The following is a 26,335-nucleotide window of genomic DNA, read 5'->3' on the forward strand; positions in this document are numbered from 1 at the left end:
TGTACAAAAAAGAGGTTATTACATGGGTATCGAAGAACGTTCTACTTTAGTATTTGCTAGTGGCGTCGGCCGGATTAAAGAAGAAAAGCCCAAGGCGAGCCGACCGCAGGGCGATGGAATCGTACGAATAACCCTGAAACGACTTGGGGGCGGTAAGATGGCGAGTGTTGTTTCTGGCATCCCCGTAGACGAAGATGAACTTAAGGATTTGGCCCGTGCGTTGAAGCAAAAGTGCGGTGTTGGCGGTTCCGTCAAGGATTTCAATATTGAAATCCAGGGCGATAAGCGAAATGTGTTAAAGGCTGAACTAGAAAAAAAAGGCTATACCGTCAAGCTTGCTGGCGGGTAATGTGTTTTGTGTCATCTTCTATAAAACTTCTTCACAAATTTTTTGCAAAAAAAGTAAATTTCTTGTAAGAAAAATAAATAGAGAGGTCTTATGTTTAAGCATCTGTCTTTGTCTTGTTTGCTACTTGCAATGGTTGTTCCGGTGAGTGTTTCTGCTGCAAAGGTTGGGACCACTCGAACTGTTATACCGGTTGCAGAAAAGAGTAAAGGTAGCTGTGATGACGATGCCAAGTGGAAGTCGGCTAGTGGCAAAATTGATAGCAAAGATTGCTTTAGAACGAGTAATGAGGGCTCCATTGAATTGCAGTTGAATGGTGACAAGAGCATTCTCACGATTGAGGAAAATTCCACTGTCCGTATCGATACCCTTGTGGAGCAAGATGAAGATGGCTTTTTCAAGATTAAAACCAATATCCAAAAGGGATATATGGGTTTTAATGTCGAAAAGAAAAACAGGGTACATTTCTCTACTGGAACGGCAGCCGCTTCGATTCGTGGTACGAATGGAGCTATTGGCGGTAACCAGACGACTATGTTTGCCGGTCTTAAGAATGGTTTTTTGTGGGTGAGTGACACGCTTACAGGGGATTCTCTTGTTATCAGCGATGGTGAAACTGTAATTGGCAAAGGGCAGTTTGCTGTATTGAAACTCAAGTCCTCGGGAGATATTAATTTTGCAAAAATCCTGAATGAACTTATTGCGGATTCGACGTTGTCTTTGGAAGATCTGAAGGCCGCCGCTATTTCTGCCGATTCTGCTTATCAGGAATTGCTTGCGGCAAAGGCTTCTGCTCAGACTCCTGCTACAGAGGTCGAGGACGCTGCGTTGAAGGTGCCGCAAATAAAGTATTCCTCTTATGATTCTTTGCGCTGTGTAGCAAACGTTACGGTATCAGACGTTCAGAAAGGGACTGAAGTCCGTGTGTCTGCCGTGATGGACGGAACTCCGATTTCTGAGGTCAGCGTAAAGCGCAACATGCCGAAGCGCCTTGCACTTCGTAGCGGAGTTCATGAATATGAATTTGTTGTAGAAAACGATGCCGGCCGCAATAGCGTGAAAAAGACTTTGGGCTGCTATCCTATGAAGCCTTTCTCTGTCAAGGTTTTTGGCAAAAAGTATGAGTTTTTGCCGATCCCGCCAGCACCTCCGGGAGCAGAAGACGTCATTATGCAGACTTTGCATTTCCAGATTCGAGTGCCGGAATACGATCCGAGTTTCTTGAATAAAGTTACTGTCCGTCAGGATGGCAAGGTTATTTTGCAGGAACGTTTATCGCAAATCCAGAACCTGGATTACCAGATTCCGGTGGAATTGAAGCGTAATCACAAGAACCGCTTTGATATTGAAGTCATCCATAAGAGTGGTTTTGCTGTCAAGACGACCAAGGTCTATGAGGTGGGCAAATGATTTTTAGGGGACTTGCTCTAGCTACTGTTGCTGTAATTCCTGCTTTGGCTCAGGATTCGTCGTGGACTGTAAATGGTTCTGTCGGTGCTGAGTTTGGTTTTCATTCCGTCGTGACGGAAAAGAATGATTCCAATGAAGTTTTTGTGAATGGCAAGGATTCTATTTTGCCAGGCAAGAAGTACAAAAACTATTTCCAGGTGCCCGGTGTTTTTGGAGCCTGGAATGCGTTTGTGCAGATGGAATCCCCGATGGGGCAGAAGATTGAATTTACGATGGATGTATCCCATGACAAGTGGAATTACTTTGATCCAAAGTTTGTTCAAATTTCGTATGAAGATCGCTTGCAAAAGTTGATTTTGGGCGACTTTTATGTTTCCAAAGGTGATTTGTATTTAGCTGGCGTTGATGTCTTTGGCGCTAGCTATGATTTTAATTTGAATTTGAACAAGTCCGTTGATCCGTTACTTGTCTTTAGCGTTTTTGGTGGCGAAAATCGCGCTCCAAAATTGCCTGGAGAAAAAGACCCGGACCAGTACAACAGGTACATTGGTCTTGATGAAGTCGAAGCTCAAAAGATGCTGATTGGCGGTAAGGTTCTTTGGAATGCTTCCGAAAATTTTGATGCTACTGTAGGTTTTATCGGCAGTAAGGATTATCTGGAAGAGCCGTATTTTCGAGATGGAATTTCGAGAAACGTCAATCTCTCGAATCCCATGTTCTCATCGAAGACGTTCTTTGGCGAAGTGAATGGCAAGGTCCTTGGTGGTCGTGGCACGTATAATGTGCAGCTCGGCTTTGGTGGTGCAGATACGGTGAATGTTGTTGCTCACCGTGCTGTGAATTCCGTTTTTGAGGAGGCTGGACTTGACGTGTCTCGCTTTGCGCAGTTGCGCCGCCTGATGAACAATTCTTCACTTGTAAACTATATGAGTCGCGATGAACTGGAACTCATCTTTGGCGACAATATGGATATGAGTGTAGATGATATGCGAAGTGAACTCAAGCGCGTGTTGAAAGATGCTCAGAGCGCCCTTAAAAAATATCGCGATGAAAAGAGTGATGATCCGACGGAATGGTCTGCGCAGAATCTTGCGTTGTCCGGCTCTTACAACTGGAAGCATAAATCGACGAATGTTGATGCTTATTTCCGCTTTGTCGGTCGTGATTATTACAGCGCTGGTTCTCCGGACCTTTTGCAGAATTCTCGTCAGTTTGGCGCTAAAATAGAACGGGATATTCAAGATTTCTGGAAGTTGAATTTTGGGTATGAATTGAATATCGAAAATGCATCGGGTGAAGACGATACATATAACGTATTTGGTTTTGCCGAAGGTTCTGAACTTGGGCTTTTGCCGGGCGCCGATGAGGACTGGTTGAAAAAGCATGAACAGGATGCTTCGAGAACGCTTTATATTCACGACTTTAATTTGAAGAATACGTTTAAGGTACGTGATTCTATCGAGGTTGTTGCCCGCTATGCTCTCAACTACCGCACTCGCAGTACACCTCAGAGATTGCATGGCAATTATTTTGCATCCTCGGGAATTTATTCTGATTCCTGGTTTGATGTGCAAAAAGGAAAGCCGACGGTTGATGTGATATCCGATGACGATACGATCAAGATTGACTCTGCGCGATGGGCTAAGTATGCAGCCCTGCAAGACAAACCGTATCTCGCAACTCAGTTCGAAGAACGTTTGCTGAAGCACACCATTGAACTTGCGGCTACGTTTAGATTCCCCAAGAATGTACTGAAGGTCGGAGGTGTATGGACGTACCGTACGGATTTGTCCAAGTTCAATCAGGATGACCTGTTGGATGGTTTTGATTTCTCTGATGAAACTTATGGGATCCTTGGATATTATTTCCACGGTGGCGATTACTTTGATGCCCGCTATCCGATTTCCTTGACGACAACGCTTGACCGTGTGCGCAATACGGTTTCTGTGACGCCGAGATTCCGAATTTATAATCGCAATGAAATGAGCGAATTTGAATGGAATCTCATGGACAATGCAACGATTAAGTTGAAGCCAGGTTTCCTTGACTTGATGTTGCATGGTAGCATCCGTCAGAACTTCATGAGTCGTGAAGAAAATGGTCAGGATGTGGACGAAATGGAAATGGATTTGGATCTCTCGGCGGGAGCAAAATTCCAGTTGACCGAAAAGCTTAGCACGGAATGCACGCTTGGTGCTTTCTTTAACTATCGTCCGGATAATGCTTCTGAAGATTACAGAGACATTTACGGCAGTGTTTCCGTCAATTACGATTTCTAGTTATGCATATCGGTTGTCATTTGTCCTCTTCGGGTGGCTTCTTGGCGATGGGCGAGACCGCCCTTTCCATTGGTGCTGATACATTCCAGTTCTTTACGCGTAATCCGCGTGGCGGTACCGCAAAGCCTTTTGACAAGGCCGATGCCGAAGCTTTGAATACGTTTATGGATGCGCATGACTTTGCCCCGATTTTGGCTCATGCGCCTTACACGCTCAATGCTTGTGCTGCGGATCCGTCGTTGAGGCAATATGCACAGGACGTGATGAAAGATGACTTGTTCCGCATGGACCATTTTCCTCGTGCGATGTATAACTTTCATCCGGGCAGTCACGTAAAGCAAGGTGTTGAGGTCGGAATTGAACTCATTGCGCAGCATCTGAACTGCATTTTGCATAAGGATCTCAAGACGAAGGTGCTGTTGGAGACGATGGCGGGGAAGGGTAGCGAAGTTGGCCGTACTTTTGAGGAATTGCGTGCGATTATAGACTGCGTAGAACTCGCTGAAAAGCTTGGCGTCTGCTTGGATACATGCCACGTTTTCGATGGCGGTTACGATATCGTGAATCACCTGGATGATGTGCTTGAAGAATTTGACAAGGTGATAGGGCTGAAGCGCTTATGCGCGATTCACTTGAACGACAGCAAGAATCCGATGGGTAGCCATAAGGACCGTCATGAAGTCATTGGTGGCGGAAATATCGGGCTTGAAGCGCTTGTGAATGTCGTGAATCATCCGGCGTTGAAGGGGCTTCCGTTCTATTTGGAGACTCCGAACGAGCTGCCTGGCTATGCCGCAGAAATTGCTTTGATGCGTAGCCGGGAACGCTAATAATGGTTCAACGTCTATCGCAAAAAAAAGAAAATTTTTAGCCTTAATGCCTTGACAAAAGAATAAAAAACATCTATATTTGGACCCGTCGATGCTTCATAGCTCAGTTGGTAGAGCCCGCGACTGTTAATCGCGTTGTCCTTGGTTCGAGTCCAAGTGAAGCAGCTCAAAACCCTCGATCGAAAGATCGGGGGTTTTGTGTTTTTGTGCAAGATAACGAAAAATGAATAAAAGCGAAAAATGCGCGCAATCCCCTTGACAAAAGAATAGAAAACGTCTATATTTGGACCCGTCGATGCTTCATAGCTCAGTTGGTAGAGCCCGCGACTGTTAATCGCGTTGTCCTTGGTTCGAGTCCAAGTGAAGCAGCTCAAAACCCTCGATCGGAAGATCGGGGGTTTTGTGTTTTTTGTTTAAAAACATCATGGCGGACTCCTGTGCTGAGCATCGTCGAAGCATGGTCCGCCATCTCCCGCATTAGTTGCAAAAATCCCGGGCGGTGGAACCGTCCGGGATGAATTTTAAGATTTGGGCTGATTGCGCGTTTAGCAGATTGCGCATTGGCAAATCGCGCGAATTACCTGCTTAGGGCTGTCCAGCGCTTTTTGAAGCGGGGCTCATCGATAATCTTGCCCCAGATGAATCCGCGTCGGACACTTTCCCTGCTTATCGAGCGCACAACAGTGCGCTTGTTGATCGGGTCTGCAATCTCGCTAGGATCAACTGAATAGCCGTTTTCGATGTCGCTTCGGCGTGCAGCTTCTGCAGCCTCTTCACGGGCCTTGCGGGCGCGTTCCTCGAGGATTTTCAGCTGGTTCTGCTTATCGCTTGCTGCCGTTGATGCGCTTGGCTTGGGTGTGGTTGTTGATGCTTGGGCAAAAACTTCCGCTTTCTGCTCGTGCGCTAGCAAGTTGTTGAGTTCGTCGATGTCTTGCACGAGAACGTCGTATGCGCCATCTCCCATATCGTGGCCGATAATGCGGTGTTGCTGAAGCTCGTGGATGAGCTCGATAGCGCGAGCTTCGGACACTTCGAATTCGATCTTGAGGTAGTCGATATCGACGATGCCTTGCTGTACGATATCCTCGGCGACTTCACGCATGGTCACCTGGTCGCCCAGGCGATGGTAGTTCTCGGGAATGGGCGGCGGCATGGGCGATTCCATCGTCCCTTGTGCGGCTTCGCGCTGTGCTTCTTCGAACTGCTTGATGTACTCTTGCAGTTTTCGATTTGCAGAAGGCGACTGCTCAAGAGAGGGTTCCTCGCTTTCGTCGAATTCCTCGTTTTCGGTTTCATCGGAATCTTCGTGGAGTTGCTTCTCTTCAAGGGCTTTTTTCTTAGCATTAGCTCTTTTGATAAGCGCGTCGATGACGAAAATCGCAATGAATATGAGTAATGATTCCATGGGCTAGACCCTTCTGGTCAAATTACTTGCTTGCTTCCGGTGCAGAACCGATTTCTTTACGCATCTGCGTGTCGGCTTCGATGTTCTTGAGGTTGTAGTAGTCCATCACGCCGAGCTTTCCGTCGCGGAGGGCGGTTGCCATAGCCATCGGGATCTGGGCTTCGGCTTCGACGAGCTTTGCCTTCATTTCCATCACCTTTGCCTTCATTTCTTGTTCGGCGGCGAATGCCATGGCGCGGCGTTCTTCGGCCTTTGCCTGAGCAATCTTCTTGTCGGCTTCGGCACGGTCGGTTTCAAGGATAGCACCGATGTTCTGGCCCACGTCCACATCAGCAATGTCGATGGAGAGGATTTCGAATGCTGTACCTGCGTCAAGGCCGGAGGCGAGCACCTTCTTGGAAATCATGTTTGGGTTTTCGAGCACTTCCTTGTGGCTTTGTGCAGAACCGATGGAGGACACGATGCCTTCGCCAACGCGGGCGACGACCGTTTCTTCGCCGGCACCACCGACGAGCTTCTGGATGCTGGCGCGCACGGTGATACGGGTAATGGCGTGGAGCTGGATACCATCGAGAGCAACTGCGGAAACCTTCGGAGTTTCAATGACCTTCGGGTTCACGGACATCTGCACGGCTTCGAGCACGTTACGGCCGGCAAGGTCGATTGCGGCTGCTTCCTTGAAGTCGAGCTTGATGTTTGCCTTGTTGGCGGCGATGAGTGCCTGGATCACGCGGAGCACGTTACCGCGGGAAAGGTAGTGGGCTTCGAGCAAGTTTGTATCGACCGGAAGACCTGCCTTGCAGCTGAGGATTCGGGCTTCCACGATGACCTGCGGCGGCACTTTACGGAGGCGCATACCGATGAGCTGGAAGATGCTCACGTTTGCCTTGGAGAACAAGGCCTGGAGCCAGAGGCTAAAGAACTTGCCGATAAAGGCGAGAACGATGATGACGACGATGGCGGCAATGATAATGCCAACGGTAAGAAGTGTATCCATTTGTTTTTCTCCAAGTTAGTTGTTTTTGTTTTAAATTTTTTGTCATGCCTGTTTTTTCTTGTCATGCCCGCCACCGAGCGGGGATGACACGAGAAACCCATATATGACCTTCCTGTATTGCTTCTATCTTGACGTTTTCGCCGGCCTCGATGATTTCTCCGTGAGTCTGCACGTCAAAAAGCTTGGTGCTTCCGTCCGGCATGGTAAAGCTTGCTTGGCCTACAGGGCGAAGGAACGTTTTGGCGGTTCCGACAGTGCCGATGGCGACTTCTTGCACAGCTTCGGTCGGGGAAACGGCTGTTTCCATGTCGGTCTTGAGCATCGGAGTCCAGCCTTCGGGTAAAAGCGGAATCAGGTACTTGCTTGCGGCAATCGGGATGATGAGTGCAATTGCTGCACTCCCGAGAACAAAGAATAGCCCAAATAGCCATGGGGTTGCATCGAATGTCGTTTCGACGGCTTCAGGGACGTATTCCGGGATGTTTGCTGTGTCAAAGCTCATGATAAGTGCGATAATCATGCAGGCGATGCCGCCAATGCCAAACAGGAACGTGCCCGGCATGACGAATATCTCGACTAAGAACAGGATCACGCCCGCGACAAGCAGGATGGCCGGGATGTAGCCGTCGAGCTGCGGTGCGAACTGTCCGAAGAATACGATGCCGATAAGGATAATGCCGATAATGCCGAACATCCCGAATCCAGGCGTCTTGAATTCAATATAGAGGGCTCCGAATCCGAGAATCAGGAGAATGCCAGAGATGGCGGCGATGGCGCTTGCAATTTTCTCGCCGGTGTTCGTCTCGACTTCGCTTTTGCGTTCGATAGCAAGCTTTGTTTCAAAGTCTTCGCGGCTCTTGAATGTGCCTCTAGAAAAGCCGAATTCTTCGGCTTCCTTGTCGGTCATGGTCAAGAGTTCGCCTTCTTTCACGAGAATCTTGGGCGAGCCCCAGAACTTCTTTTCGGTGCTGTCCATGACGGCGAATTTTTTGCCTTCGATAATGAGAGTCGTGTCGCGCTGTGTCGGCAAGTCCTTATCGAGTGTGGCGGTGAGTTCGAGTACCTCGAGTTCCGGCGTCACAAACGAGGAGGCGAGGAGCTCTGGGTAGTTGTTGCGCTGGGCGAGGTTTCTGAACTTCGCGCGGAGCGGGGACTGGATCTTTTCACCGACGATTTGCGGAGTGCCGTCGCCACCTTGCACAATCGGGGCGCAGTCGCCAATGGTTGTGGCTTCGAGCATGTAGAGGCGTTTGCAGGCTAGAGCAATGAGCGAGCCTGCGCTTATAGCCTTCTTTTTCACAAGAGCAATCGTTTCGGGGCCCTTGACCGCCATGATGGTATCGACGAGGTCGAATGCGGCATCGAGGCGACCGCCAAACGTATTGATTTCAAAGACGATGTAGTCCGGTTTCTTTTCGAGAGCTTCACCAATAGCTCGGGCGCAGAATTCGTACATGGCGGGGTCGACGTCGCCTTCCAGTTTTATCCAAACGGCCTGCTTTTTAGGGGCTTTAATCTCGGCTTTTGCGGTATCGACCACAGTTGTTGTGTCGGCAAACGTAAATGAGGCTAAAAATGCTAAAAGGAGAATTAATTTCGGTAATATTTTCATATCGTCAATGTATAAAGATTTGTTTTCGTATGGACACATTTTTGTGAAAAAAAGCACGTTTTTGCAGAAAACTAGTACAAAAGCATTTATTTTTTTGAAATTTCCCGTCAAAACGTGTTTTCAAAATGTATAATATACTTGGAAATGTTACAAAAAACTTATGAACAATAATTTTTTTAAAAGAAATCTAATTGTATCGCTGCTACTTGTTGCGTTTTTGTTTATTGTAACAAACGTTTCTTTTTTGTACATAAACAGGCAGGCGATTGACGATAGCTGGGACTCCCTTGACGAAGTTGCCTATGCTTCTGAAGCGAAAATTGGATTTTTGGGACGTTCTCTGTTGAGCGCCTTGTCCAATATTTCGACTGTGGTGGGGATGGAAGAGAATCTCCTGTCTGAAAACATGATTCGATTGATTCGCGGATCCCGTATTGGTCCTCTGGTTTCTGTGGTTCGCTTGTATTTGCCCGATGGTCATATTATTGCAGACCATGCGGTCGTTTTTGATTCCTCGTACATAGAGAACTATCAAAAAATCGTATCTCCAAAGCCGTATATTTCGAAAGTCGGCCGCGATGTTGTTCATTCCGAAAATATTGTGTTTGAACAGATGGTGCCTGTCCGCCGTAGGGGTCAGGTGGTGGCTATGCTTTCTGCGGTTTCCGAAATCAAGCCGTTATATGGCTATGTTGCATCAAATGCGTTCAAGGGTAAGGTTTCCCTGATTGTGGTTGACCGTCGAGATGGTTCCTTTGTTGTCGAAAAAACGGGAAAATGGAAGAATTTTAACGAGTTTGTTAGGACGATTAAGTCTAAGAAAGGGTATTCTGTAGATGAGTGGGCGGCAACCGTGATGAAGGGGGAATCTGCGCATTTGGCGTATGAGGAAACTTCCTCGGATGATGCTAAGCTTTTGGTTGCGCTCCCTTTGTTTGGCGGTAGCTGGACTCAACTTTTGTATGTCAATGAAAATATCGCCTTTGCGCGCGTGGATAAAATCCGCAAGTTCTATATCGGAATTTCGGCAATTGAACTTCTCGTGATTCTTTTGTACTTGCTGCGCACGGTGTGGAATGCTCGCCGCATGGCCGAGGCCGAAAGTAACGAGTATTCCGAAATTGCCGATGCCTTGAGCGGAACTTACGAATGCATTTTCTACGTGAACGTTCTGGACGATACATTTGACACGTTCCATTCCGACAGGCTTATGGATAAGCTACACGAAGAGGTTCACGGAAAGGACTTCTTCTTTGAATCGATATCGAGCTTGCGTCATAATCTTTATGAAGATGATCTTGAAGTTGTCATGCACTTTATGGAAAAGGGTTCCTTCTTAAAACGTCTTGAAGAAAATCCAAGTGCATCTGTAGAATATAGACTTGTCATTGATGGAAATCCACAGTTCTATCGAATGAAGGCGATTAAGTCCAGCAAAGATGAAAACCATGTCATTGTTGCTGTGGAAAATATCAATTCCGAAGTCAACAAGGCTATTGCCCAGCGTCAGGAAATGGACCGCAACAACAGGGTGATTGAATCCCTGGCTTCGGACTTTGATTTTGTGAACTACGTAACGCTTGGCGAAGATTCTTCTTCGGACTTTGTTGTGACGTACCGCGCCAGTTCTGTGCTCTTGAAAGCGATTCCGGGCTGGTCTTCGGAAAAGAGCTTTGCCAAGAGAATGAATTTGTTGCTCAAGTATCTTGTCTGTGATTCTGACAAAAATCAGTTCCAGAAGCAGACGAGTCGCGATCGCCTTGTTTCAACCTTGAAGAACGAATCGGTGATTCATGTCAACTTCAAGATCAAGCTTGAAGGCAAGGAAGTTTGTTACCAGATGAAGATTATTGCCGACAAGGATGAAATCGGCAATCTCAAGGGTATCGTTTTTGGTCTGCACAGTGTCGATGAAGAAATCAAGAAGCAGATGGAAATCCAGTCGAACCTGAAGCAGAACCTTGAAATTATCGACATTCTTTCGGAAGATTATTCATCACTCTTCTACTTCAATCTTGTCGATAACACAAGCGGTGTCCTTGCTGTTCGTGAAGATATTAGGGCTGCTTTAAAGGATCCTTTTGCCAACTGCGAAAGGCTGGAAGATGTCTTTAAGGCGTTTGTCCTGGATATGGCGCACCCGGATGACCGTGAAAAGCTTATCGGGCTTGCTTCTAGAGAGTATGTGGCAGGACAGCTTATGCACCAGAAGCGCTTGACCATTGTATTTAGACACCTCTACGGTACTGAATACAAGTACACGCGTCTCGTGTTTGCCAAGGCTGAACCGATTGATGTCCCGCCGAAGCTTATCGCTGTTGGCTTTGTCGAAGTGGATGCCCAGTACCGTGCAGAAACGGAACACCAGGAAAATATTGAACGCATTATGAGCCTTTCGGATCAGTACGAAGTCGTGTTCGATGTCAATATCGATACGGGCTTGTTTAGCGTTTCGTTGACGGGCGGAAAGTTCAAAGATGTCATAAATGAAGAGACTGGAGAAGGCGTTGACTTCTTTAAGGACAGGGTGAAGGATGTCCGCAAGATTGTCTATAAGGACGATGTTGATTCCGTGCTCTCTTCGCTTAATCGCGATACCGTAATTGCTCGCTTGCAACACGATAACTCCTTCTTCCTGGATTATCGTCGAGTGACTAATGAAGGGCTCAAGTGGTACCGTATGAAGGTGACCAAGATGGGCGACTGGTCTAAGTCTCGTCGAGTGCTTGTGGGACTTTTCAATAACGATGTCGTTTACCGCAAGGAAATGGCGCAGCAGGCAGCTCTTGAACAGGCGCTTGAAATGGCTAAGTCTGCATCGCGTGCAAAGACGATGTTCCTCAACAACATGAGCCATGATATCCGCACTCCGATGAATGCTATTATCGGCTATACGGAACTTGCGACCATGCACATTGGCAACAAGGAACAGGTCAAGGGATTCCTTGGAAAGATTGAACTTTCGTCGAATCACTTGCTGTCGCTTATTAACGATGTGCTTGACATGAGTCGTATTGAATCGGGCAAGCTTAACTTGAACGCAAAGCCTGAACGCCTGCCCGATATTGTTCATACGCTCAAGGATATTGTACAGGCGGATATCAATGCCAAGAAGTTGCAGTTCTTTGCCAATAGCATAGGCATTCACAATGAAGACGTTGTCTGTGATAGGCTCCGTTTGAACCAGGTTCTTCTGAACGTGATTTCGAATGCTATCAAGTACACACCTGCAGGTGGCTCTATCTGGTTCTCCGTGGAGCAGAAGGAATCTCCGGAACCGGGCTTTGGGGCTTATGAATTTAGGATCAAAGACTCGGGCATTGGCATGAGTGAAGATTTCTTGCCGAAGATTTATGATGCCTTTACGCGTGTGAACTCCTCGACGGTTTCTGGTATTCAGGGAACGGGTCTTGGCATGGCGATTACAAAGAACATCGTCGATATGATGAAGGGTTCCATTGATATCAAGAGCAAGGTGGATGAAGGGACTGATGTTGTTATCGACTTTAAGTTCAAGCTTGCTGGGACTAAGCAGGAATCGTCTCGCATCAAGGAACTGGAAGGCAAGAGAGTTCTTGTCATTGATGATGATGTGGACTGCGCTAAGAGCATTCCGCAGATCTTTAAGGAGCTTGGTATCGAAGCGGATTGTTGCTATTCTGGCGCTGACGCTTTGGAACATGTAAAAGCTGAAAAAGCTAATGGTCGTTTGTATGATGCGTTCCTCGTGGACTGGCGCATGCCGAACATGGATGGCATGAAGACGACACAGATGCTTCGCGAATTGTTGGGGAATGATATCCTCGTGATTGTGATGTCGGCTTATGAATGGTCGGATATAGAGGACAAGGCAACGGAAGTCGGAATCCACAACTTTGTAAGTAAACCGGTGTTCCCGTCGGATGCCCGAGATTCGTTGATGCGTTGCTTTGGGCTTCTGCAGGCGGAAACTCCAGTTTCGGATAAGAAGTTCTCTTTCAACGGCAAAAAAGTGCTGCTTGTCGATGATAACGAACTGAACCGTGAAATTGCTCAGGAAATCTTGGAAGACTGTGGCATTCAGGTGGCTACGGCTTGCGATGGCGAAAAGGCTGTGGAGTACATGAAGAATGTGCAGCCGGGCGCCTGCGACTTGATCTTGATGGATGTCCAGATGCCGATTATGGATGGTTACGAGGCGACAAAGCTTATCCGCAAGCTCGATAACAAGATTGCGGCGGAGATTCCGATTATCGCCATGACGGCAAATGCCTTTGCTGATGACCAGCAGGCGGCTTTGGATGCCGGCATGAACGAGCATGTGGCAAAACCCGTGAACGTCAACAAACTGAAGGAAGTTCTGTCAAGATTCTTGTAGAGCTGTAAGACAAGGGCTTGGAAAATTGACTGGATCCTTCACTATCGTTCAGGATGACGATTGTGTTGACGTCATTCTGACCCTGAAAGGGGAAGAATCCAGTTAAAAAGACCCTTTTTCCTGCATTTTCTAATAACTAATAACTATTAACTAATAACTAATTTTCTATATATGAGCTCAAATTGCATTTTTGCCTGGGTCCTGTGACCAGATTCGCCAATTCCACTGGTGCTAGAGCAGTAAACTCGGACAAAAACATGTAATGAAACAAACAATCAAAAAAAAGGAATGGCTACAATGGCTACTATCACTAAAGAAAAGGCTGCAGAACTCACCGCTAAGTTTGGTGCTAACGAAAAGGACACCGGTAACGTCCGCGTTCAGATCGCTATCCTCACGGAAAAGATCAAGAACCTCACCGAACACATCAAGACCAACAAGAAGGACTTCCACTCTCTCCGCGGTCTGTCCATGATGGTTGCAAAGCGCAAGAACCTTCTCAAGTACTACGGCGAAAAGGACATTATCGCTCAGCGTGCATTGATCAAGGATCTCGGTCTCCGCGGCTAATTCTCTGACTGGAGATTTTTATGTCAACAGAAGCTTATCAAGCTAAATACGGCAAGATGCTCGACCCGAAGGAAGTGTCTGTAAACCTTCCGGATGGCCGTGTCATTACGTTTGAAACTGGCCGTATCGCAAAGCAGGCACGTGGTTCTGCTGTCGCCAAGATGGGGGACGCGTTTGTCCTTTCTACCGTTTGCTACGGTGAAGAAAAGGATGGTGACTTCTTCCCTCTGACAGTTGAATACCGCGAAAAGTCTTACGCTGCCGGACGCCTGCCTGGTGGCTATAGCAAGCGCGAACCGGGTCGTCCGAGCGATGAAGAAATTCTTTCTGCTCGTATCATCGACCGTCCGATTCGTCCGATGTTCCCGGAAAACTTCACTCGTGAAGTCCAGGTCATCGTTCAGGTTCTTTCTTCCGACAAGAAGTTCGCTCCGGACGTTCTTGGTGTAAGTGCTGCATCTCTCTCTATCGGTCTTTCAGAACTCCCGTTCGAACAGCAGGTCGCTGCCGTTCGCGTGGCTGTCGTCGATGGCCAGAACATTGTGATGCCGACTTATGACCAGGTTGCCGTGGCCGATCTAGACCTCGTGGTCGCCGGTACGGAAGACTCTGTGTGCATGGTCGAAGGTGGTGCTTACGAAGTGTCCGAAGACACGATGATTGGCGCTATCCTCGCTGGTCACGAAGTCATCAAGCAGATGTGCAAGGCCCAACAGGAACTGGTGGACCGCTGTGCTAAGCCGAAGATGGAACTCAAGCCGAAGTTTGTTGGTGAAGAACACGACAAGCTCGTTGCTACGGTCAAGGAAGTTGTCTGGGACGAACTGAACAAGGACGTCCACTCCAACATGGTGAAGACGGACTTCTATCCGGCTATGGCAGACCTCTGCGCTCGTATGCTCGAAGATCCGCGTATCCTCGCTATCATCGGTGAAGGCGAAGCACAGAATGCTCAGCTCGCTGCTGATGCAAAGGGCATCTTCAGTGACCTCGAACGCACGGCTATGCGCGAAATGATTTTGAACGAAGGCGTTCGTCTTGACGGCCGTACCACGACCGAAGTCCGCCCGATCGAAATCGAAATGGGCGTGCTCCCGCGTGCTCACGGTTCTGCAATCTTCCAGCGTGGCGAAACCCAGGGTCTCGTCATTTGTACGCTTGGAACAAAGGCTGACGAACAACGTTTCGAAAGCTTGCAGGGCGAAGGCGCAAAGAGCTACATGCTCCATTACAACTTCCCGCCGTTCTCCGTCGGTGAATGCAAGAAGCTCGGTCTCTCTCGCCGTGAAATTGGTCACGGTCACTTGGCCGAACGCTCCCTCGCAGCAGTTCTTCCGCTCCCGGAAGACTTCCCGTACACGATCCGCGTGGTTTCCGAAATCATGGAATCCAACGGTTCTTCTTCCATGGCCTCTGTTTGCGGTGGCTGCCTCAGCTTGATGGACGCTGGTGTTCCTATCAAGGCTCCGGTTGCAGGTATCGCCATGGGCCTCATCTCCGAAAAGGGCTCCGTCAAGGAAGGCGGCAAGATCAAGATCTTGTCCGACATTACTGGTACGGAAGACCACCTCGGCGATATGGACTTCAAGGTAACGGGTACTGCTGAAGGTATCACTGCATTCCAGATGGACATCAAGATCCGCGGTATCACCCCGGAACTTATGCGTGAAGCTTTGGAACAGGCTCGTCAGGGCCGTATCCATATTCTCGGCAAGATGGCTGAACTTGGCCTTCCGGCACCGCGTCCGCACGTTTCTGAAAAGGCTCCGACGATGCTCAAGATGCGCATCCCGACCACGAAGATTCGTGACGTTATCGGTTCTGGTGGCTCTGTCATCAAGGGTATGCAGGCTCAGACGGGCTGCACCATCAACATTGACGACAACGGCAATATCGACATCGCCGCCCCGACGGGTAAGGCTGGTGAAGTTTGCCGCCGCATGATCGAAGAACTCACTGCAGAACCGGAACCGGGCCGCAAGTACAAGGGCAAGGTCAAGACGATCCAGCCGTTTGGCGCATTCGTCGAAATTCTCCCGGGTCGCGATGGTCTCGTTCACATCTCCGAACTTGCCGACCACCGTGTCGAAAAGGTCGAAGACGTTGTTCACGTTGGTGACGAAGTCGAAGTGCTCTGCCTCGGTGTTGACCCGAAGGGCAAGGTGAAGCTCTCTATGAAGGCTTTGCTCCCTCCGAAGGCTGCCCCGGCTGCTGAAGCTGCTCCGGAAGCACCTGCTGCCGAAGCTCCGACTGAAGCATAGTCTTGGATTAGTCCAAATAGACTCTATTAAGGAAGCGCATGGTTTTGGCCGTGCGTTTCCTTTTTTATATTTAAAATTGTCCTTTTGCAAAATGAACATTTTAGGAGGTGGCTTGTTCATTTTTTGCAAAAATAGATTAGCTTTATAAACGGTAGAATACCGGATGTGGATATGGGTTACATCTATTTAACATTGATGTTTGTTTTGTCCGCTGTCAATTTGGCAGTGCTGTCCCTCCGTTTTCAAAATCAGCGGAACAATTACGTTTATTACGTCTTCTACGCAATACTTGTAGCTAATTTTGGCCATTGGCTGTTGGGCTTTTCGGAATCTGTTGAAGGAGCCATTATCGCTAACAAGGTGAACTACCTTGGCGGGTCCTTCCTCCCGATGTTCATGTTCTTTGCGCTTTTGCAGATCTGCAAGATGAGTATTCCTAAATGGTTGCACTTGTCTTTGATTGTCATGAGTTTTACAATTTGCGCACTGGCTATGACGGTCGGATATTTCCCGGCGTATTACAAGACTGTGGAATATGTGGTCCAGGCTGGTGTCGGTAACTATGTGGCGACTTATGGATGGGCTCATGGCTTGTTCAATGCCTTCTTGATTGGATTTGTTATCCTGGACATCTGGATTATTGTAAAGGCTCTCCTCAGTCAGAAAATGGTGTCGCTGAAGAATATCATTGCGATGATTGTCGGCGAAATTGCAACCATCCTCTCGTTCTTCCTGGCGCGCTATTTGGGGAGTGACATGCTCATTATGCCACTACTGTATGTGTTTGACCAAATTCTTTTGCTCTACATTTGCAGTAACGTCAAATGGTACGATATTACGGAATGTGTGATTGAATCCATTGAAACGGAAAGTTCCTGTGCGTATATGTCATTCTCGATTGATGGCGCGTATCTTGGTGCCAACCGTATCGCAATGGACTTTTTCCCGGAACTTGCCAAGATGAGAGTGGACGCTCATCTGAAGGGCGAAACCGAGTTGCAGCAACTCATCATGTCCTGGATTGAAAAGTACAGAAAGTCCAAGATACTGACGGATTACTGCCAAATGACTGAATTCAATCATTCGGGCCGCCATTACAAGTGCGAGGTCAAGGTCTTGAGGCAGGTGCATGGCCGCAATGTTTTCTTGTTCAGAATTGAAGACGATACGCAGGAACAGCAGTACATTGATGCCCTTGGCCGTAGCAATTCCATGTTGCAGAAGAACATGGTGAAAACGGAAAATGAAAAACTCTCGGAACAGGAAAAGCTGATTGTCGGTATGGTGCAGATGGCCGAAAGTCGTGCCGAAAAGGACATGGCTGGTCATATCAAGCGTACAAGTGAAGTCGTAAAGATACTTGTATCGATGATGCGCAAGAAGGGCTTTGAAGACCTGTCCGATAAGTTTCTTGATGTGCTTATCGCAGCTGCGCCGATGTATGACCTTGGCAAGATGGCGATTGACGAAGCCGTTCTCCGTAATGAGGGGCGCTATAATATAGACGATTATGAGATTATGAAAACTCATGCGGAGAAGGGGGCTAACATCATTGAAAAACTCCTTTCCGATGTGAAGGACAATTATTTTGTGCGTGTCGCCAAGAATATGGCGTTATACCATCATGAACGTTGGGATGGCACTGGTTATCCGGAACAGCGTTCTGGGGAAAGCATCCCGATGGAAGCTAGAATCATGGCTTTGGCAGATGTGTACGATGCCTTGGTGAGCAAGCGCTGCTATAAGGAAAGAATGTCGTTTAGGGAAGCTCGCGATGTGATTCTCGCGTCGATGGGGAAGCAGTTTGATCCGCAACTGAAGGATAGTTTCTTGGAATGCCAAGATCAGCTGATGGATTACTATTGTTCCGTAGATCATTGATTGAACTTGTTTGAGAGAGTGGTATGTTTGTTATCTATTACTTGATCGCCATGTGCGTCTTTTCAGGGATAAACGCCTGCCTGCTTTCGTATTTCTATCGCAGGCCGTTAAATACGTATTTTACGGCGTTTTTCTTCTCTATTGTCCTTGCCGATTTTGGGTACCTCTTCTTGGCTCTCTCGACAACGATTGAAGGCGCTATTGTCGCGAACAAAGTGTGCTATCTGGGCGCATGTTTCTTGCCGCTCTTCTTGTTCTTGCTGATTTGCCGTCTTTGCTCGTTCAATTTATCTAGATGGATTAAGCTTGCTTTGTTCCTGTACAGTGCTCTTGTCTTTGCGTTGTCTTGTACTGTAGGCTTTAGCGATGTATTCTATGAATCTGTACGCTATGTTGTCTTGAATGGCTTTGGCAGCTACATGCCGACATATGGCCCTGGACATGTCTTGTGGAATATCCTGCTGTACTTTTATATGGTGGCCAATGTCGTTGTCATTGTTATTGCCGCAAAGAAAAAACGCAATGTCAGCTATAAGACGTTGATTGCTATTGCCGCCTTGGCTTTTGTTTCGATCGGTGCTTTTATCCTTGCTCGCAACATGGAAAACGACACGTTGCTGATGCCGCTTGTCTACTTGATTGATGAGTTTGTATTGCTCTATGTCTGCGCCTTGGTAAAGATGCATGATGTCATGAATAGCGTGCTTGAATCGCTTGAAGCCGAAAATAAGGCGGCTTACTTGGCATTCTCTCCGAAGGGACTTTATTTTGGCTGTAACGATATTGCAACGCGCTATTTCCCGGAACTTTTGGAATGCCGTGTGGATCATTGCTTGCCGCCGGATACTGAGATCGCTAAGATTTTTAAGGAAGGCATGACGCAGCTGAAAGGCGCAAGTGGCGATAAGATTTACCGTTTTATGTATAGGGAAAGCTATTATAAGGCGGTGATGAGGAATGTTCTCCAGAACAAGAAATTGCAGATTTTGCTGTTCCGCATAGAAGACGAAACCACGATCCGACGTTACATCGAGCGTTTGGATGCGAATAATACGGAGCTTGCTGCCCTTATCAAGAATAACAAGGATCAGATTCGCTTGTTCCACAATCAGATGCTTGTGGGCATGGCCGAAGTCGTCAATAACAGGGATGGCTTTACCGGCGCGCATTTGAAGCGGACTAAGGAAGTCGTCCGTATCCTTGTCTCGAAAATGCAGAAAGACCCGAACTTGAGTTACTCGAAAGAATTTTATGATGATATGATTGCCGCGGCTCCGATGCATGATATTGGTAAAATTGCCATTAAGGATAAGGTGCTTTGCAAGCCGGGCAAATTTACGCCTGAAGAATTTGAAGAAATGAAGAAGCATGCCCAGCAGGGCGCTAACATTATTAATAACCTTCTCTCGAATTACAATTTCCAGAGCAAACTGTTTGTGGATATCGCTAAAAACATGGCCGGCTATCATCATGAACGTTGGGATGGCAGTGGTTATCCGGATGGCTTGAAGGGCGAAAATATTCCGCTGGAAGCACGTGTGATGGCTGTTGCGGACGTGTATGATGCTCTCGTGAGTAAGCGGTGCTACAAGGAAGCGTTCTCTTTTGAAGATGCCTATAATATCATCGATCAGTCGATGGGTAAGCATTTTGATCCGAGTCTCAAGAAGTATTTTGATCAGAGCCGTGAAGAGCTTGAAGAATATTACCGAAAGGAATGTGCAGAAGAAAGGGTTGAAGAGAAAAACACTGCTCCGGACAATGCTGCTGCCGAGATTGAGAAAAATTGATGCTTTTGCGCTTGTGACTAAGGCTTGAAAATGCGAAAATATTTTTTTCGCGCTTTGCTCACGTTATGTAAAATTTCTAGATTTTCGGCATGCTAGATTTTACTACACTTCCGTATGTTGATGACCGTTTTAAGGCGGTTCGCAGGGAAACTGTTCAGGTCCGCGTAGGCGAGGCCTTGATAGGGGGCAACGCCCCCATTTTAGTTCAATCCATGACGACGACCAAGCCGAAGGACGTGGACGAAACCGTTCGCCAGACGCTTGCTCTTGCTAAGGCAGGATGTGGCTTGGTTCGCATCACGACTCCGACTTTTGCCGATGCTGCAGGGCTTGAAGATGTCATGAAGCGCGTGCGCGCAGCTGGTTGCACGGTGCCTGTTTCTGCAGACATCCACTTCCAGCCGAAAGCTGCATTTGAAGCGCTCAAGTGGGTTGAAAAGGTCCGCATCAATCCGGGTAACTTTGTGGATACCGGTATTTTGACGCTCGACCAGCAGACGGACAAGTTGTTTGACGAAGGCAAGGAAAAGGTTGCCGAAGCATTTACGCCGTTTGTGCAGGAGGCTAAGCGCCTCGGCCGTGCGATTCGCATTGGCGTGAATCACGGCTCGCTTTCGGCACGTATGATTTACCGCTATGGCGACACCGTGGAAGGCATGGTGGAAAGCGCCTTGGAATATTTGGCAGTTTGCGAAGCTGAACATTTTGACCAGGTGGTCTTGAGCCTCAAGTCGAGCAATCCGCGTGTGGCTATTGCCGCTTATCGTTTGCTCGCTGCACGCTTGAAGCAGGAAAACTTCAAGCCGTATCCGTTCCACGTGGGTGTGACGGAAGCGGGTGCCGGTGCAGATGGTCGTTTGAAGTCTGCTGCTGGCATTGGCGCTTTGTTGCTCGACGGCCTTGCCGATACGATTCGCGTTTCGCTTACCGAAGATCCGGTGGCCGAAGTTCCTGTTGCCCAGGACTTGATTGAAGCTTGCGAACTCAAGGCTGATGCTCCGAAGTTTGAAGTGCCGGTGTTCAAGAAGGACCCGTATCATTATGAACGTCGCGAATCTTCTGTGGTGAAGATTGCTGGCGTGGAAATTGGCGGTAGCCTTCCGGTGAAGGTGGGCGTGAAGTCTGATGCTGCAAGCCTTACGGGTGAACGCCGTGGTCCTGAATTTGCTTTGGCTGGCTTCGATGCTTCTGCAGGTGCTAACATCGTGACGTTCAAGGACGCTATGGATGTGGCTGGCTTTGCTGCAAATTCGGCAAGCGTTCCGGCAGGCTCGATTTTCTGCTACACGGGTAGCGACATGGTCTATGGCGTGCGTGCGCTTGCTTCTGCTTTGGCAGCCGCTGACCGCAAGGACCCGATTCTGCTTTATGCAAAGATTGGTAGCTCGGACAAGGATATGCTCCGCGTTTCCGCTGACTTTGGAAGCCTCTTGACGGATGGCCTTGGCGATGCAGTCGTGATTGACGGCTACAAGGGCGCTAAGGAATCTGTTGCACTCGCATTTGATATTTTGCAGGCGGCCGCGTGCCGCCGCAGCAAGACGAACTTTATCAGCTGCCCGGGCTGCGGCCGCACGCTGTACGACATTCGCACGGTGCTTGGCAAGATTAAGGAACGCTTTGGTCACTTGCAGGATATTTCCATCGCCGTGATGGGCTGCATTGTGAACGGCCCGGGCGAAATGGCGGACGCCGACTTCGGCTACGTCGGAGGTGGCCCCGGCCGCATTACGCTTTTTGAAGGCAAGACCGCAGTGAAGAAGAACATCCCTGAAGAGAACGCGATTGAAGAACTCGTGAATCTTCTCAAGGAAAAAGGTCGCTGGGTGGAACCGTAAAAGTTTTAACTTAAAACAAAGGAATGAAAAATGGCAACTATTAAGACAATGAACAACATTTCCAAGAAAGGCTTGGGCTTGTTTGGCCCGTTCTACCAGATTTCCGATTCTATCGAAAATCCGGATGCTATCTTGGTGCGTTCTGCTCAGGTCGATACGGATAATTACGATGGCCTTTTGGCAGTCGCTCGCGCCGGTGCTGGCGTGAACAACATCACGATTGACAAAGCTTCTGCAAAGGGCATTTGCGTGTTCAACACTCCGGGTGCAAACGCAAACGCTGTTGCTGAACTCGTGATGACCGTGCTCGGCATGGCTGTCCGTAACGCTGACAAGGCTGCTGCTTGGGTCAAGAATCTCGATGTGAACGATCCGGATCTCGCCAAGACTGTTGAAAGCGGCAAGAAGAAGTTTGCTGGTATGGAACTTGCCGGCAAGACTCTCGGTGTTGTTGGCCTCGGCAAGATCGGTGTGCTCGTTGCTAACTATGCCCGTTGGAAGAACATGCGCGTGATCGCTTACGAACCGTATCCGAACGCAAACAACATGCATGAACTTTCTAACAAGGTCGAAATTGCTGACCTCGACACCGTGATTGCAAATTCTGACTTCCTCACGGTTCACGTCCCGTTCATCAAGGGCGTTACCGAAAATCTCCTCAACAAGAAGAACCTCGCTCAGTTCAAGGGTTCTTACATCATGAACTTTGCTCGTGGCGGCATTGTTGAAATGGATCCGGTGAACGAAATGCTCGCTTCTGGTTCCCTCCAGGGCTACCTCTGCGACTTCCCGACTGCAGAACTCATCAAGAACGACAAGGTCACTTGCTTCCCGCACCTCGGCGCTTCTACTGAAGAAGCTGAAGAAAACTGCGCAGTCATGGCTGTTGAAGAATTGAAGGACTACATCGAATACGGTTGCGTCCGCAATTCCGTGAACTTCCCGGCACTTGTCGATCATCCGCATGCAGGCATCAAGAGCCGCGTGGTCGTGATCAACCAGGACGTTCCGAACATGATTTCTGAAATCACGAAGGTGTTCGGTGCTGAAGGTATCAACATTGCTTCTTTCAGCAACAAGAGCAATGGCAAGATCGGTTACAACCTCGTTGACGTTGAAAGCAAGGTCGATGATTCCATCGTCGAAAAGCTCTCCAAGCTCGACAAGGTCATCAAGGTCCGCGTGATCCACTTCTAATAGGATTACTCGTACATTTTCTCGATTTGTTCGGCGTACCGTTTTTCAGCAACGGTGCGCCGAATTTTTAATGTGGGCGTCAAAAGCCCGGATTCAATTGTGAGCTCATCGCCAACCAGAGTCCATTTGCGAATTTGTTCCCAATGGTTCAGCTTTTTGTTGATGTGCTCGATATGGCGATTGATGGAATTTAAAATTAGCGGCGACTTTAGCGCGTTTTCGACATCGTAATCTTCGTTTTGCGGTTTGAGCATACGGCGGGCGCCTACAGGGTTTAGCCAGATTATGGCCGATGCAAACTTGCGGTCATTGGCAATGACGAGCGCCTGTTCTACGAGCGGATGACGTGTGATTTCAAGCTCGATGGGGTTTGGGCTTACGTATTTACCAGTGCTTGTTTTTAGCAGTTCCTTGATGCGTCCAGTAAAATAAAGGAATCCATCTTTGTCAAAGTAGCCTTGATCCCCTGTGTGGTAAAATCCATCGGGCGTGAAAATGTTGCTATTCAAGTCGGGGCGATTGTGGTAGCCCTTAAAAACGCTTTCTCCACGAACTAGGATTTCGCTGCAATTACCGATTTTTACATCGAGATGGGCTAGCGGCTTGCCGATGGATCCTGGCTTTATGGCTTGTTTGCAATTTGCAGAAACAACGGGGGAACATTCCGTCATGCCGTAGCCTTCGAAAACGGGCAGGCCGATGTTCAAAAGGAATCGCAAAATAGACTTGTTCAAGGCGCTGCTGCCCGAGATGATCATTCGGAAATTGCCACCGACAGCATTCCTCATTTTTTTGTAGACAAGTCGATTGAATACCCAATGGAGTGGTTCGAATCGCCTATTTGGGTCTTTGATCTTTGCAATTTTAATGGCTTGCTTGATCAGGAAACGCTTGATGCCTTTGGCGCGGTCTGAGGATGTCGTCATGCTTTCGTAAAGACGCTCGAGAATGCGCGGGACGACAATCATGATGGAGGGGCGGACTTCGCGCAGAATGTGCGAAAGATTTTTGGGATTGTCACCAAAGTAAATGGCAACTCCGCTTAGTGTGTAAAAATAGACCGCCATGCGTTCGAGAACATGTGCTACCGGTAGGATTGTGAGACATGTGTCTTTTTTGATGTCGAATCGGAACATCGGCTTGATGTTCTGAATTTGTACCAACATGTTCCGGTGCGTTAGCTCAACGCCTTTGGGGCGTCCTGTAGAACCGCTTGTATAAATGATGCTGAAAATGTCATCAGGATTTGTGGTTGCAAGCTGGTTGTCTATCCATTTGGCACGAAATGGATCAGCGAGTGCATCAAGCCCTCGTCTAAGGAGTTCATCCCAGTAAATTCCGTTGTCAGGGAGGAATGATTCACTGTCGATGCAAATGATTTTTGAAAAAAGGGGTATTAAATCGTAAAGAGGTTCATCAAGTTCTTCGAAAGAATTGATGATGAGTATCTTGATATTGCTATCGATGCTCTGGTACGCAAAGTTTTCCGATGAAATGTTTGGAAAAAGCGGTACAACGCGTGCGTGGTTCAGTTGAACGGCGATGTCTGCGATAATCCAGTTTGGAGAACTTGGCGCGATAATGCCGACGCTTTCTTTTTCTTTTAGCCCGAGCGAATTTAAGGCGAGTGCAAGTGCCTTGGTGTTGCGTTTGAGTGTTTCTTTGGAATAGTGAATCCACTCGCCGTTCTTACGGTGATGCCATCCTTTAAAATCGGCTCTGTCGCAGTTCGCAAAGAACATGGACGGCAGAGATGTAAATTCCAACGACTCCATACTTTTAAAATAACATTCTATTTTGCAATAGCTCATTTTTTTTGAAAAATTTCAGTATATTAAGTATATGCTGAAAAAGTTGAGCGATTACGAAAATGAACTTTTGAAAATGGTTGCGGCAGGGGCGCCTTTGACGGCGGAACAGCTCTTGTCGGTGCGGACGCACATCGGCTTTTTTCAGCATGAGCGTTTGGTGCATGAGCTCGTGATGATTTTGTTTGCGCTTTTGACCGTTGGCGGGATTCTTTTCTTGGTGGTTGTGCCGGAAATACCGGTGCTTGCGCTTGACGTGCTTTTCTTTGCGCTCTTGGTGCCGTACGTGAAGCATTACTACGGGCTTGAGAATGGGGTGCAAAGGCTGTATGACGCTTATGAAAAACTGGAAAAGTTATAGATGAAAAAAGCAAGTCCGTGGGGACTTGCTTTTTGAAATTTAAAGGGGTTCCTTACTTCTTCGGGGTGATGAACTCAAGCCCACCCATGTACGGACGCAGCACTTCAGGAATCTTGAGCGAGCCGTCTTTCTGCTGGTAGTTGTCGCAGATGCCGACCATCACGCGCGGAGTGGCGAGGCCAGAGCCGTTAAGTGTGTGGAGGTAGACGTTCTTGCCGTTGACCTTCGTCTTGATGTTGGCGCGGCGTGCCTGGTAGTCTTCGAAGTTCGAGCAGGAGCTGACTTCGAGCCACTTCTTTTCGACCGGAGCGTAAACTTCGAGGTCGTAGCACTTGGCTGCACCGAAACCGAGGTCGCCCTTGCAGAGTGCAAGGCGGTGGTACGGGAGGCCGAGCTTTTCGAGGAGCTTTTCGCCGAAGCGGGTGAGTTCTTCGTGGTCTTCGTAGCTGTGTTCCGGATGAGCGAAGTAGACCATTTCAACCTTGTTGAACTGGTGCAAGCGGAGGAGACCGCGGGTGTCCTTGCCGTAGCTACCAGCTTCACGGCGGAAGCAAGCAGAGTAGGCGCAGATGCGCTTCGGAAGTTCAGATTCCGGAATCACTTCGCCAGAGTAGAGGTTCGTGAGCGGAACTTCTGCAGTCGGGATGAGGAACAGGTCGTCGTCCTTGTCGCAGCGGTACATGTCTTCTTCGAACTTCGGAAGCTGACCCGTGCCGCGCATGGTGTTGCGGGTAACGAGGTACGGCGGAGTGAATTCTTCGAAGCCTGCCTTCTGGTGTTCGTCGAGGAAGAACTGGATGAGGGCGCGTTCGAGACGAGAGCCGAGACCGCGGTAGACCGGGAAACCGGAACCGGATATCTTGGCGCCACGTTCAAAGTCAAAAATGCCAAGGCGTTCGCCGAGAGTCTTGTGGTCGACGCGGGCGAAGTCATCGTTCTTGGTGTAGTAGTCAAACGGGATCGGGCCGTCTTTTTCGACAACGTTATCGCTGGAGTCCTTGCCTTCCGGAGAACGCGGAGCGATGTTCGGAACGTGCATGAGCATTTCGGTCTGCTTGTAGTCAAGTTCCTTGAGCTTCTTGTCGAGTTCGTCAATCTTGTTGCCGAGTTCGCGTGTTGCGGCCTGGGCTTCGTCTGCGTTTTCGCCCTTCTTCTTGAGTTCGCCAATGCGCTTGGACTGGGCGTTGCGTTCGCTCTTGAGGCGTTCGACTTCGGTGAGGAGCGGGCGGCGTTCGTTATCGACAGCGAGCACGTCACGAAGGCTTACTGTCGTATATTTCTTTTCGGTTTCAGCAATATAATATTCCGGATTTTCACGGATCTTTTTAATATCAAGCATTTTATGCCTCTGTTGAAAATTTTACGAGGGGAAATTTAGCAAAAGGCGAGTGCC

General features: G+C 48.4%; 17 protein-coding genes and 2 tRNA genes. 14 read left to right on the plus strand and 5 right to left on the minus strand.

Annotation, left to right across the window (positions count from 1 at the left end; genetic code table 11):
* Positions 1–22: 22 nt before the first annotated feature.
* From CRN95_RS06910 to CRN95_RS06935, 6 genes are all read left to right on the plus strand, one after another.
* The gene (locus tag CRN95_RS06910; protein ID WP_088629329.1) at positions 23–349 is read left to right on the plus strand and encodes a stress response translation initiation inhibitor YciH; all 327 of its coding nucleotides are present in this window, start codon (positions 23–25) and stop codon (positions 347–349) included.
* 90 nt (positions 350–439) lie between these two features.
* Positions 440–1,756: a FecR domain-containing protein gene (locus CRN95_RS06915; RefSeq protein ID WP_097020466.1), complete on the plus strand. Its 1,317-nt coding sequence runs from the start codon at positions 440–442 to the stop codon at positions 1,754–1,756.
* Complete coding sequence (locus CRN95_RS06920) at positions 1,753–4,035, plus strand: hypothetical protein (RefSeq protein WP_097020467.1); 2,283 nt, start codon at positions 1,753–1,755, stop codon at positions 4,033–4,035. The genes CRN95_RS06915 and CRN95_RS06920 overlap by 4 nt, the downstream gene beginning before the upstream one ends.
* Positions 4,036–4,037: 2 nt before the next feature.
* On the plus strand, positions 4,038–4,865 hold the full coding sequence (locus CRN95_RS06925) for a deoxyribonuclease IV (RefSeq protein ID WP_097020468.1): 828 nt from the start codon (positions 4,038–4,040) through the stop codon (positions 4,863–4,865).
* A 92-nt stretch (positions 4,866–4,957) separates the two neighbouring features.
* Positions 4,958–5,030: transfer RNA gene (locus tag CRN95_RS06930), tRNA-Asn, on the plus strand.
* A 131-nt stretch (positions 5,031–5,161) separates the two neighbouring features.
* Positions 5,162–5,234 (plus strand) — tRNA-Asn (locus tag CRN95_RS06935).
* A 208-nt stretch (positions 5,235–5,442) separates the two neighbouring features.
* Here CRN95_RS06935 and CRN95_RS06940 read toward each other — a convergent pair.
* The 3 genes from CRN95_RS06940 to CRN95_RS06950 all read right to left on the minus strand — a co-directional run bounded on the left by CRN95_RS06940 (position 5,443) and on the right by CRN95_RS06950 (position 8,879).
* Entirely contained in the window at positions 5,443–6,270 is an 828-nt protein-coding gene (locus tag CRN95_RS06940; protein WP_088629325.1) for a hypothetical protein, read from the minus strand.
* A 22-nt stretch (positions 6,271–6,292) separates the two neighbouring features.
* The gene (gene floA, locus CRN95_RS06945) at positions 6,293–7,267 is read right to left on the minus strand and encodes a flotillin-like protein FloA (protein WP_088629324.1); all 975 of its coding nucleotides are present in this window, start codon (positions 7,265–7,267) and stop codon (positions 6,293–6,295) included.
* A gap of 61 nt (positions 7,268–7,328) precedes the next feature.
* Positions 7,329–8,879, minus strand: coding sequence for a nodulation protein NfeD (locus tag CRN95_RS06950; RefSeq protein WP_097020760.1), 1,551 nt, complete (start codon positions 8,877–8,879; stop codon positions 7,329–7,331).
* Positions 8,880–9,123: 244 nt separating this feature from the next.
* Between CRN95_RS06950 and CRN95_RS06955 the strand changes: the two genes are divergently transcribed.
* From CRN95_RS06955 to CRN95_RS06985, 7 genes are all read left to right on the plus strand, one after another.
* Positions 9,124–13,236, plus strand: coding sequence for a response regulator (locus CRN95_RS06955; protein ID WP_235002926.1), 4,113 nt, complete (start codon positions 9,124–9,126; stop codon positions 13,234–13,236).
* A 297-nt stretch (positions 13,237–13,533) separates the two neighbouring features.
* Positions 13,534–13,806: a 30S ribosomal protein S15 gene (gene rpsO, locus CRN95_RS06960; protein WP_014547011.1), complete on the plus strand. Its 273-nt coding sequence runs from the start codon at positions 13,534–13,536 to the stop codon at positions 13,804–13,806.
* 20 nt (positions 13,807–13,826) lie between these two features.
* Positions 13,827–16,067: a polyribonucleotide nucleotidyltransferase gene (gene pnp, locus CRN95_RS06965; protein ID WP_097020470.1), complete on the plus strand. Its 2,241-nt coding sequence runs from the start codon at positions 13,827–13,829 to the stop codon at positions 16,065–16,067.
* 195 nt (positions 16,068–16,262) lie between these two features.
* Positions 16,263–17,948 (plus strand): HD domain-containing phosphohydrolase, encoded by a 1,686-nt coding sequence (locus tag CRN95_RS06970; RefSeq protein ID WP_159462290.1) that lies wholly within the window; start codon positions 16,263–16,265, stop codon positions 17,946–17,948.
* A gap of 23 nt (positions 17,949–17,971) precedes the next feature.
* A complete protein-coding gene (locus CRN95_RS06975; RefSeq protein ID WP_088629320.1) occupies positions 17,972–19,738 on the plus strand; it encodes an HD domain-containing phosphohydrolase in 1,767 nt (588 codons plus the stop codon).
* Positions 19,739–19,827: 89 nt separating this feature from the next.
* Positions 19,828–21,576, plus strand: coding sequence for a (E)-4-hydroxy-3-methylbut-2-enyl-diphosphate synthase (gene ispG, locus CRN95_RS06980; RefSeq protein WP_097020472.1), 1,749 nt, complete (start codon positions 19,828–19,830; stop codon positions 21,574–21,576).
* A gap of 30 nt (positions 21,577–21,606) precedes the next feature.
* Entirely contained in the window at positions 21,607–22,773 is a 1,167-nt protein-coding gene (locus CRN95_RS06985) for a phosphoglycerate dehydrogenase (RefSeq protein ID WP_097020473.1), read from the plus strand.
* 5 nt (positions 22,774–22,778) lie between these two features.
* On the opposite strand, the gene CRN95_RS06990 is transcribed toward CRN95_RS06985, so the two are convergent.
* Positions 22,779–24,548: a long-chain fatty acid--CoA ligase gene (locus CRN95_RS06990; protein WP_235002927.1), complete on the minus strand. Its 1,770-nt coding sequence runs from the start codon at positions 24,546–24,548 to the stop codon at positions 22,779–22,781.
* 67 nt (positions 24,549–24,615) lie between these two features.
* Here CRN95_RS06990 and CRN95_RS06995 point away from each other — a divergent pair, with 67 nt between their 5' ends.
* A complete protein-coding gene (locus CRN95_RS06995) occupies positions 24,616–24,942 on the plus strand; it encodes a hypothetical protein (protein ID WP_097020474.1) in 327 nt (108 codons plus the stop codon).
* A 52-nt stretch (positions 24,943–24,994) separates the two neighbouring features.
* On the opposite strand, the gene serS is transcribed toward CRN95_RS06995, so the two are convergent.
* The gene (serS, locus tag CRN95_RS07000) at positions 24,995–26,281 is read right to left on the minus strand and encodes a serine--tRNA ligase (protein ID WP_073442886.1); all 1,287 of its coding nucleotides are present in this window, start codon (positions 26,279–26,281) and stop codon (positions 24,995–24,997) included.
* Positions 26,282–26,335 lie beyond the last annotated feature (54 nt).

The sequence above is a fragment of the Fibrobacter sp. UWB16 genome (assembly GCF_900215325.1).
In the GTDB taxonomy this organism is placed as follows: domain Bacteria; phylum Fibrobacterota; class Fibrobacteria; order Fibrobacterales; family Fibrobacteraceae; genus Fibrobacter.

Coding starts and splice junctions, on each gene's coding strand:
- CRN95_RS06920 (WP_097020467.1), top strand. CDS start 1,753: ATGATTTTTAGGGGACTTGCTCTAGCTACTGTTGCTGTAATTCCTGCT.
- CRN95_RS06985 (WP_097020473.1), top strand. CDS start 21,607: ATGGCAACTATTAAGACAATGAACAACATTTCCAAGAAAGGCTTGGGC.
- CRN95_RS06915 (WP_097020466.1), top strand. CDS start 440: ATGTTTAAGCATCTGTCTTTGTCTTGTTTGCTACTTGCAATGGTTGTT.
- pnp (WP_097020470.1), top strand. CDS start 13,827: ATGTCAACAGAAGCTTATCAAGCTAAATACGGCAAGATGCTCGACCCG.
- ispG (WP_097020472.1), top strand. CDS start 19,828: ATGCTAGATTTTACTACACTTCCGTATGTTGATGACCGTTTTAAGGCG.
- rpsO (WP_014547011.1), top strand. CDS start 13,534: ATGGCTACTATCACTAAAGAAAAGGCTGCAGAACTCACCGCTAAGTTT.
- CRN95_RS06975 (WP_088629320.1), top strand. CDS start 17,972: ATGTTTGTTATCTATTACTTGATCGCCATGTGCGTCTTTTCAGGGATA.
- floA (WP_088629324.1), bottom strand. CDS start 7,267: ATGGATACACTTCTTACCGTTGGCATTATCATTGCCGCCATCGTCGTC.
- CRN95_RS06940 (WP_088629325.1), bottom strand. CDS start 6,270: ATGGAATCATTACTCATATTCATTGCGATTTTCGTCATCGACGCGCTT.
- CRN95_RS06910 (WP_088629329.1), top strand. CDS start 23: ATGGGTATCGAAGAACGTTCTACTTTAGTATTTGCTAGTGGCGTCGGC.
- serS (WP_073442886.1), bottom strand. CDS start 26,281: ATGCTTGATATTAAAAAGATCCGTGAAAATCCGGAATATTATATTGCT.
- CRN95_RS06925 (WP_097020468.1), top strand. CDS start 4,038: ATGCATATCGGTTGTCATTTGTCCTCTTCGGGTGGCTTCTTGGCGATG.
- CRN95_RS06950 (WP_097020760.1), bottom strand. CDS start 8,879: ATGAAAATATTACCGAAATTAATTCTCCTTTTAGCATTTTTAGCCTCA.
- CRN95_RS06995 (WP_097020474.1), top strand. CDS start 24,616: ATGCTGAAAAAGTTGAGCGATTACGAAAATGAACTTTTGAAAATGGTT.
- CRN95_RS06970 (WP_159462290.1), top strand. CDS start 16,263: ATGTTTGTTTTGTCCGCTGTCAATTTGGCAGTGCTGTCCCTCCGTTTT.
- CRN95_RS06990 (WP_235002927.1), bottom strand. CDS start 24,548: ATGGAGTCGTTGGAATTTACATCTCTGCCGTCCATGTTCTTTGCGAAC.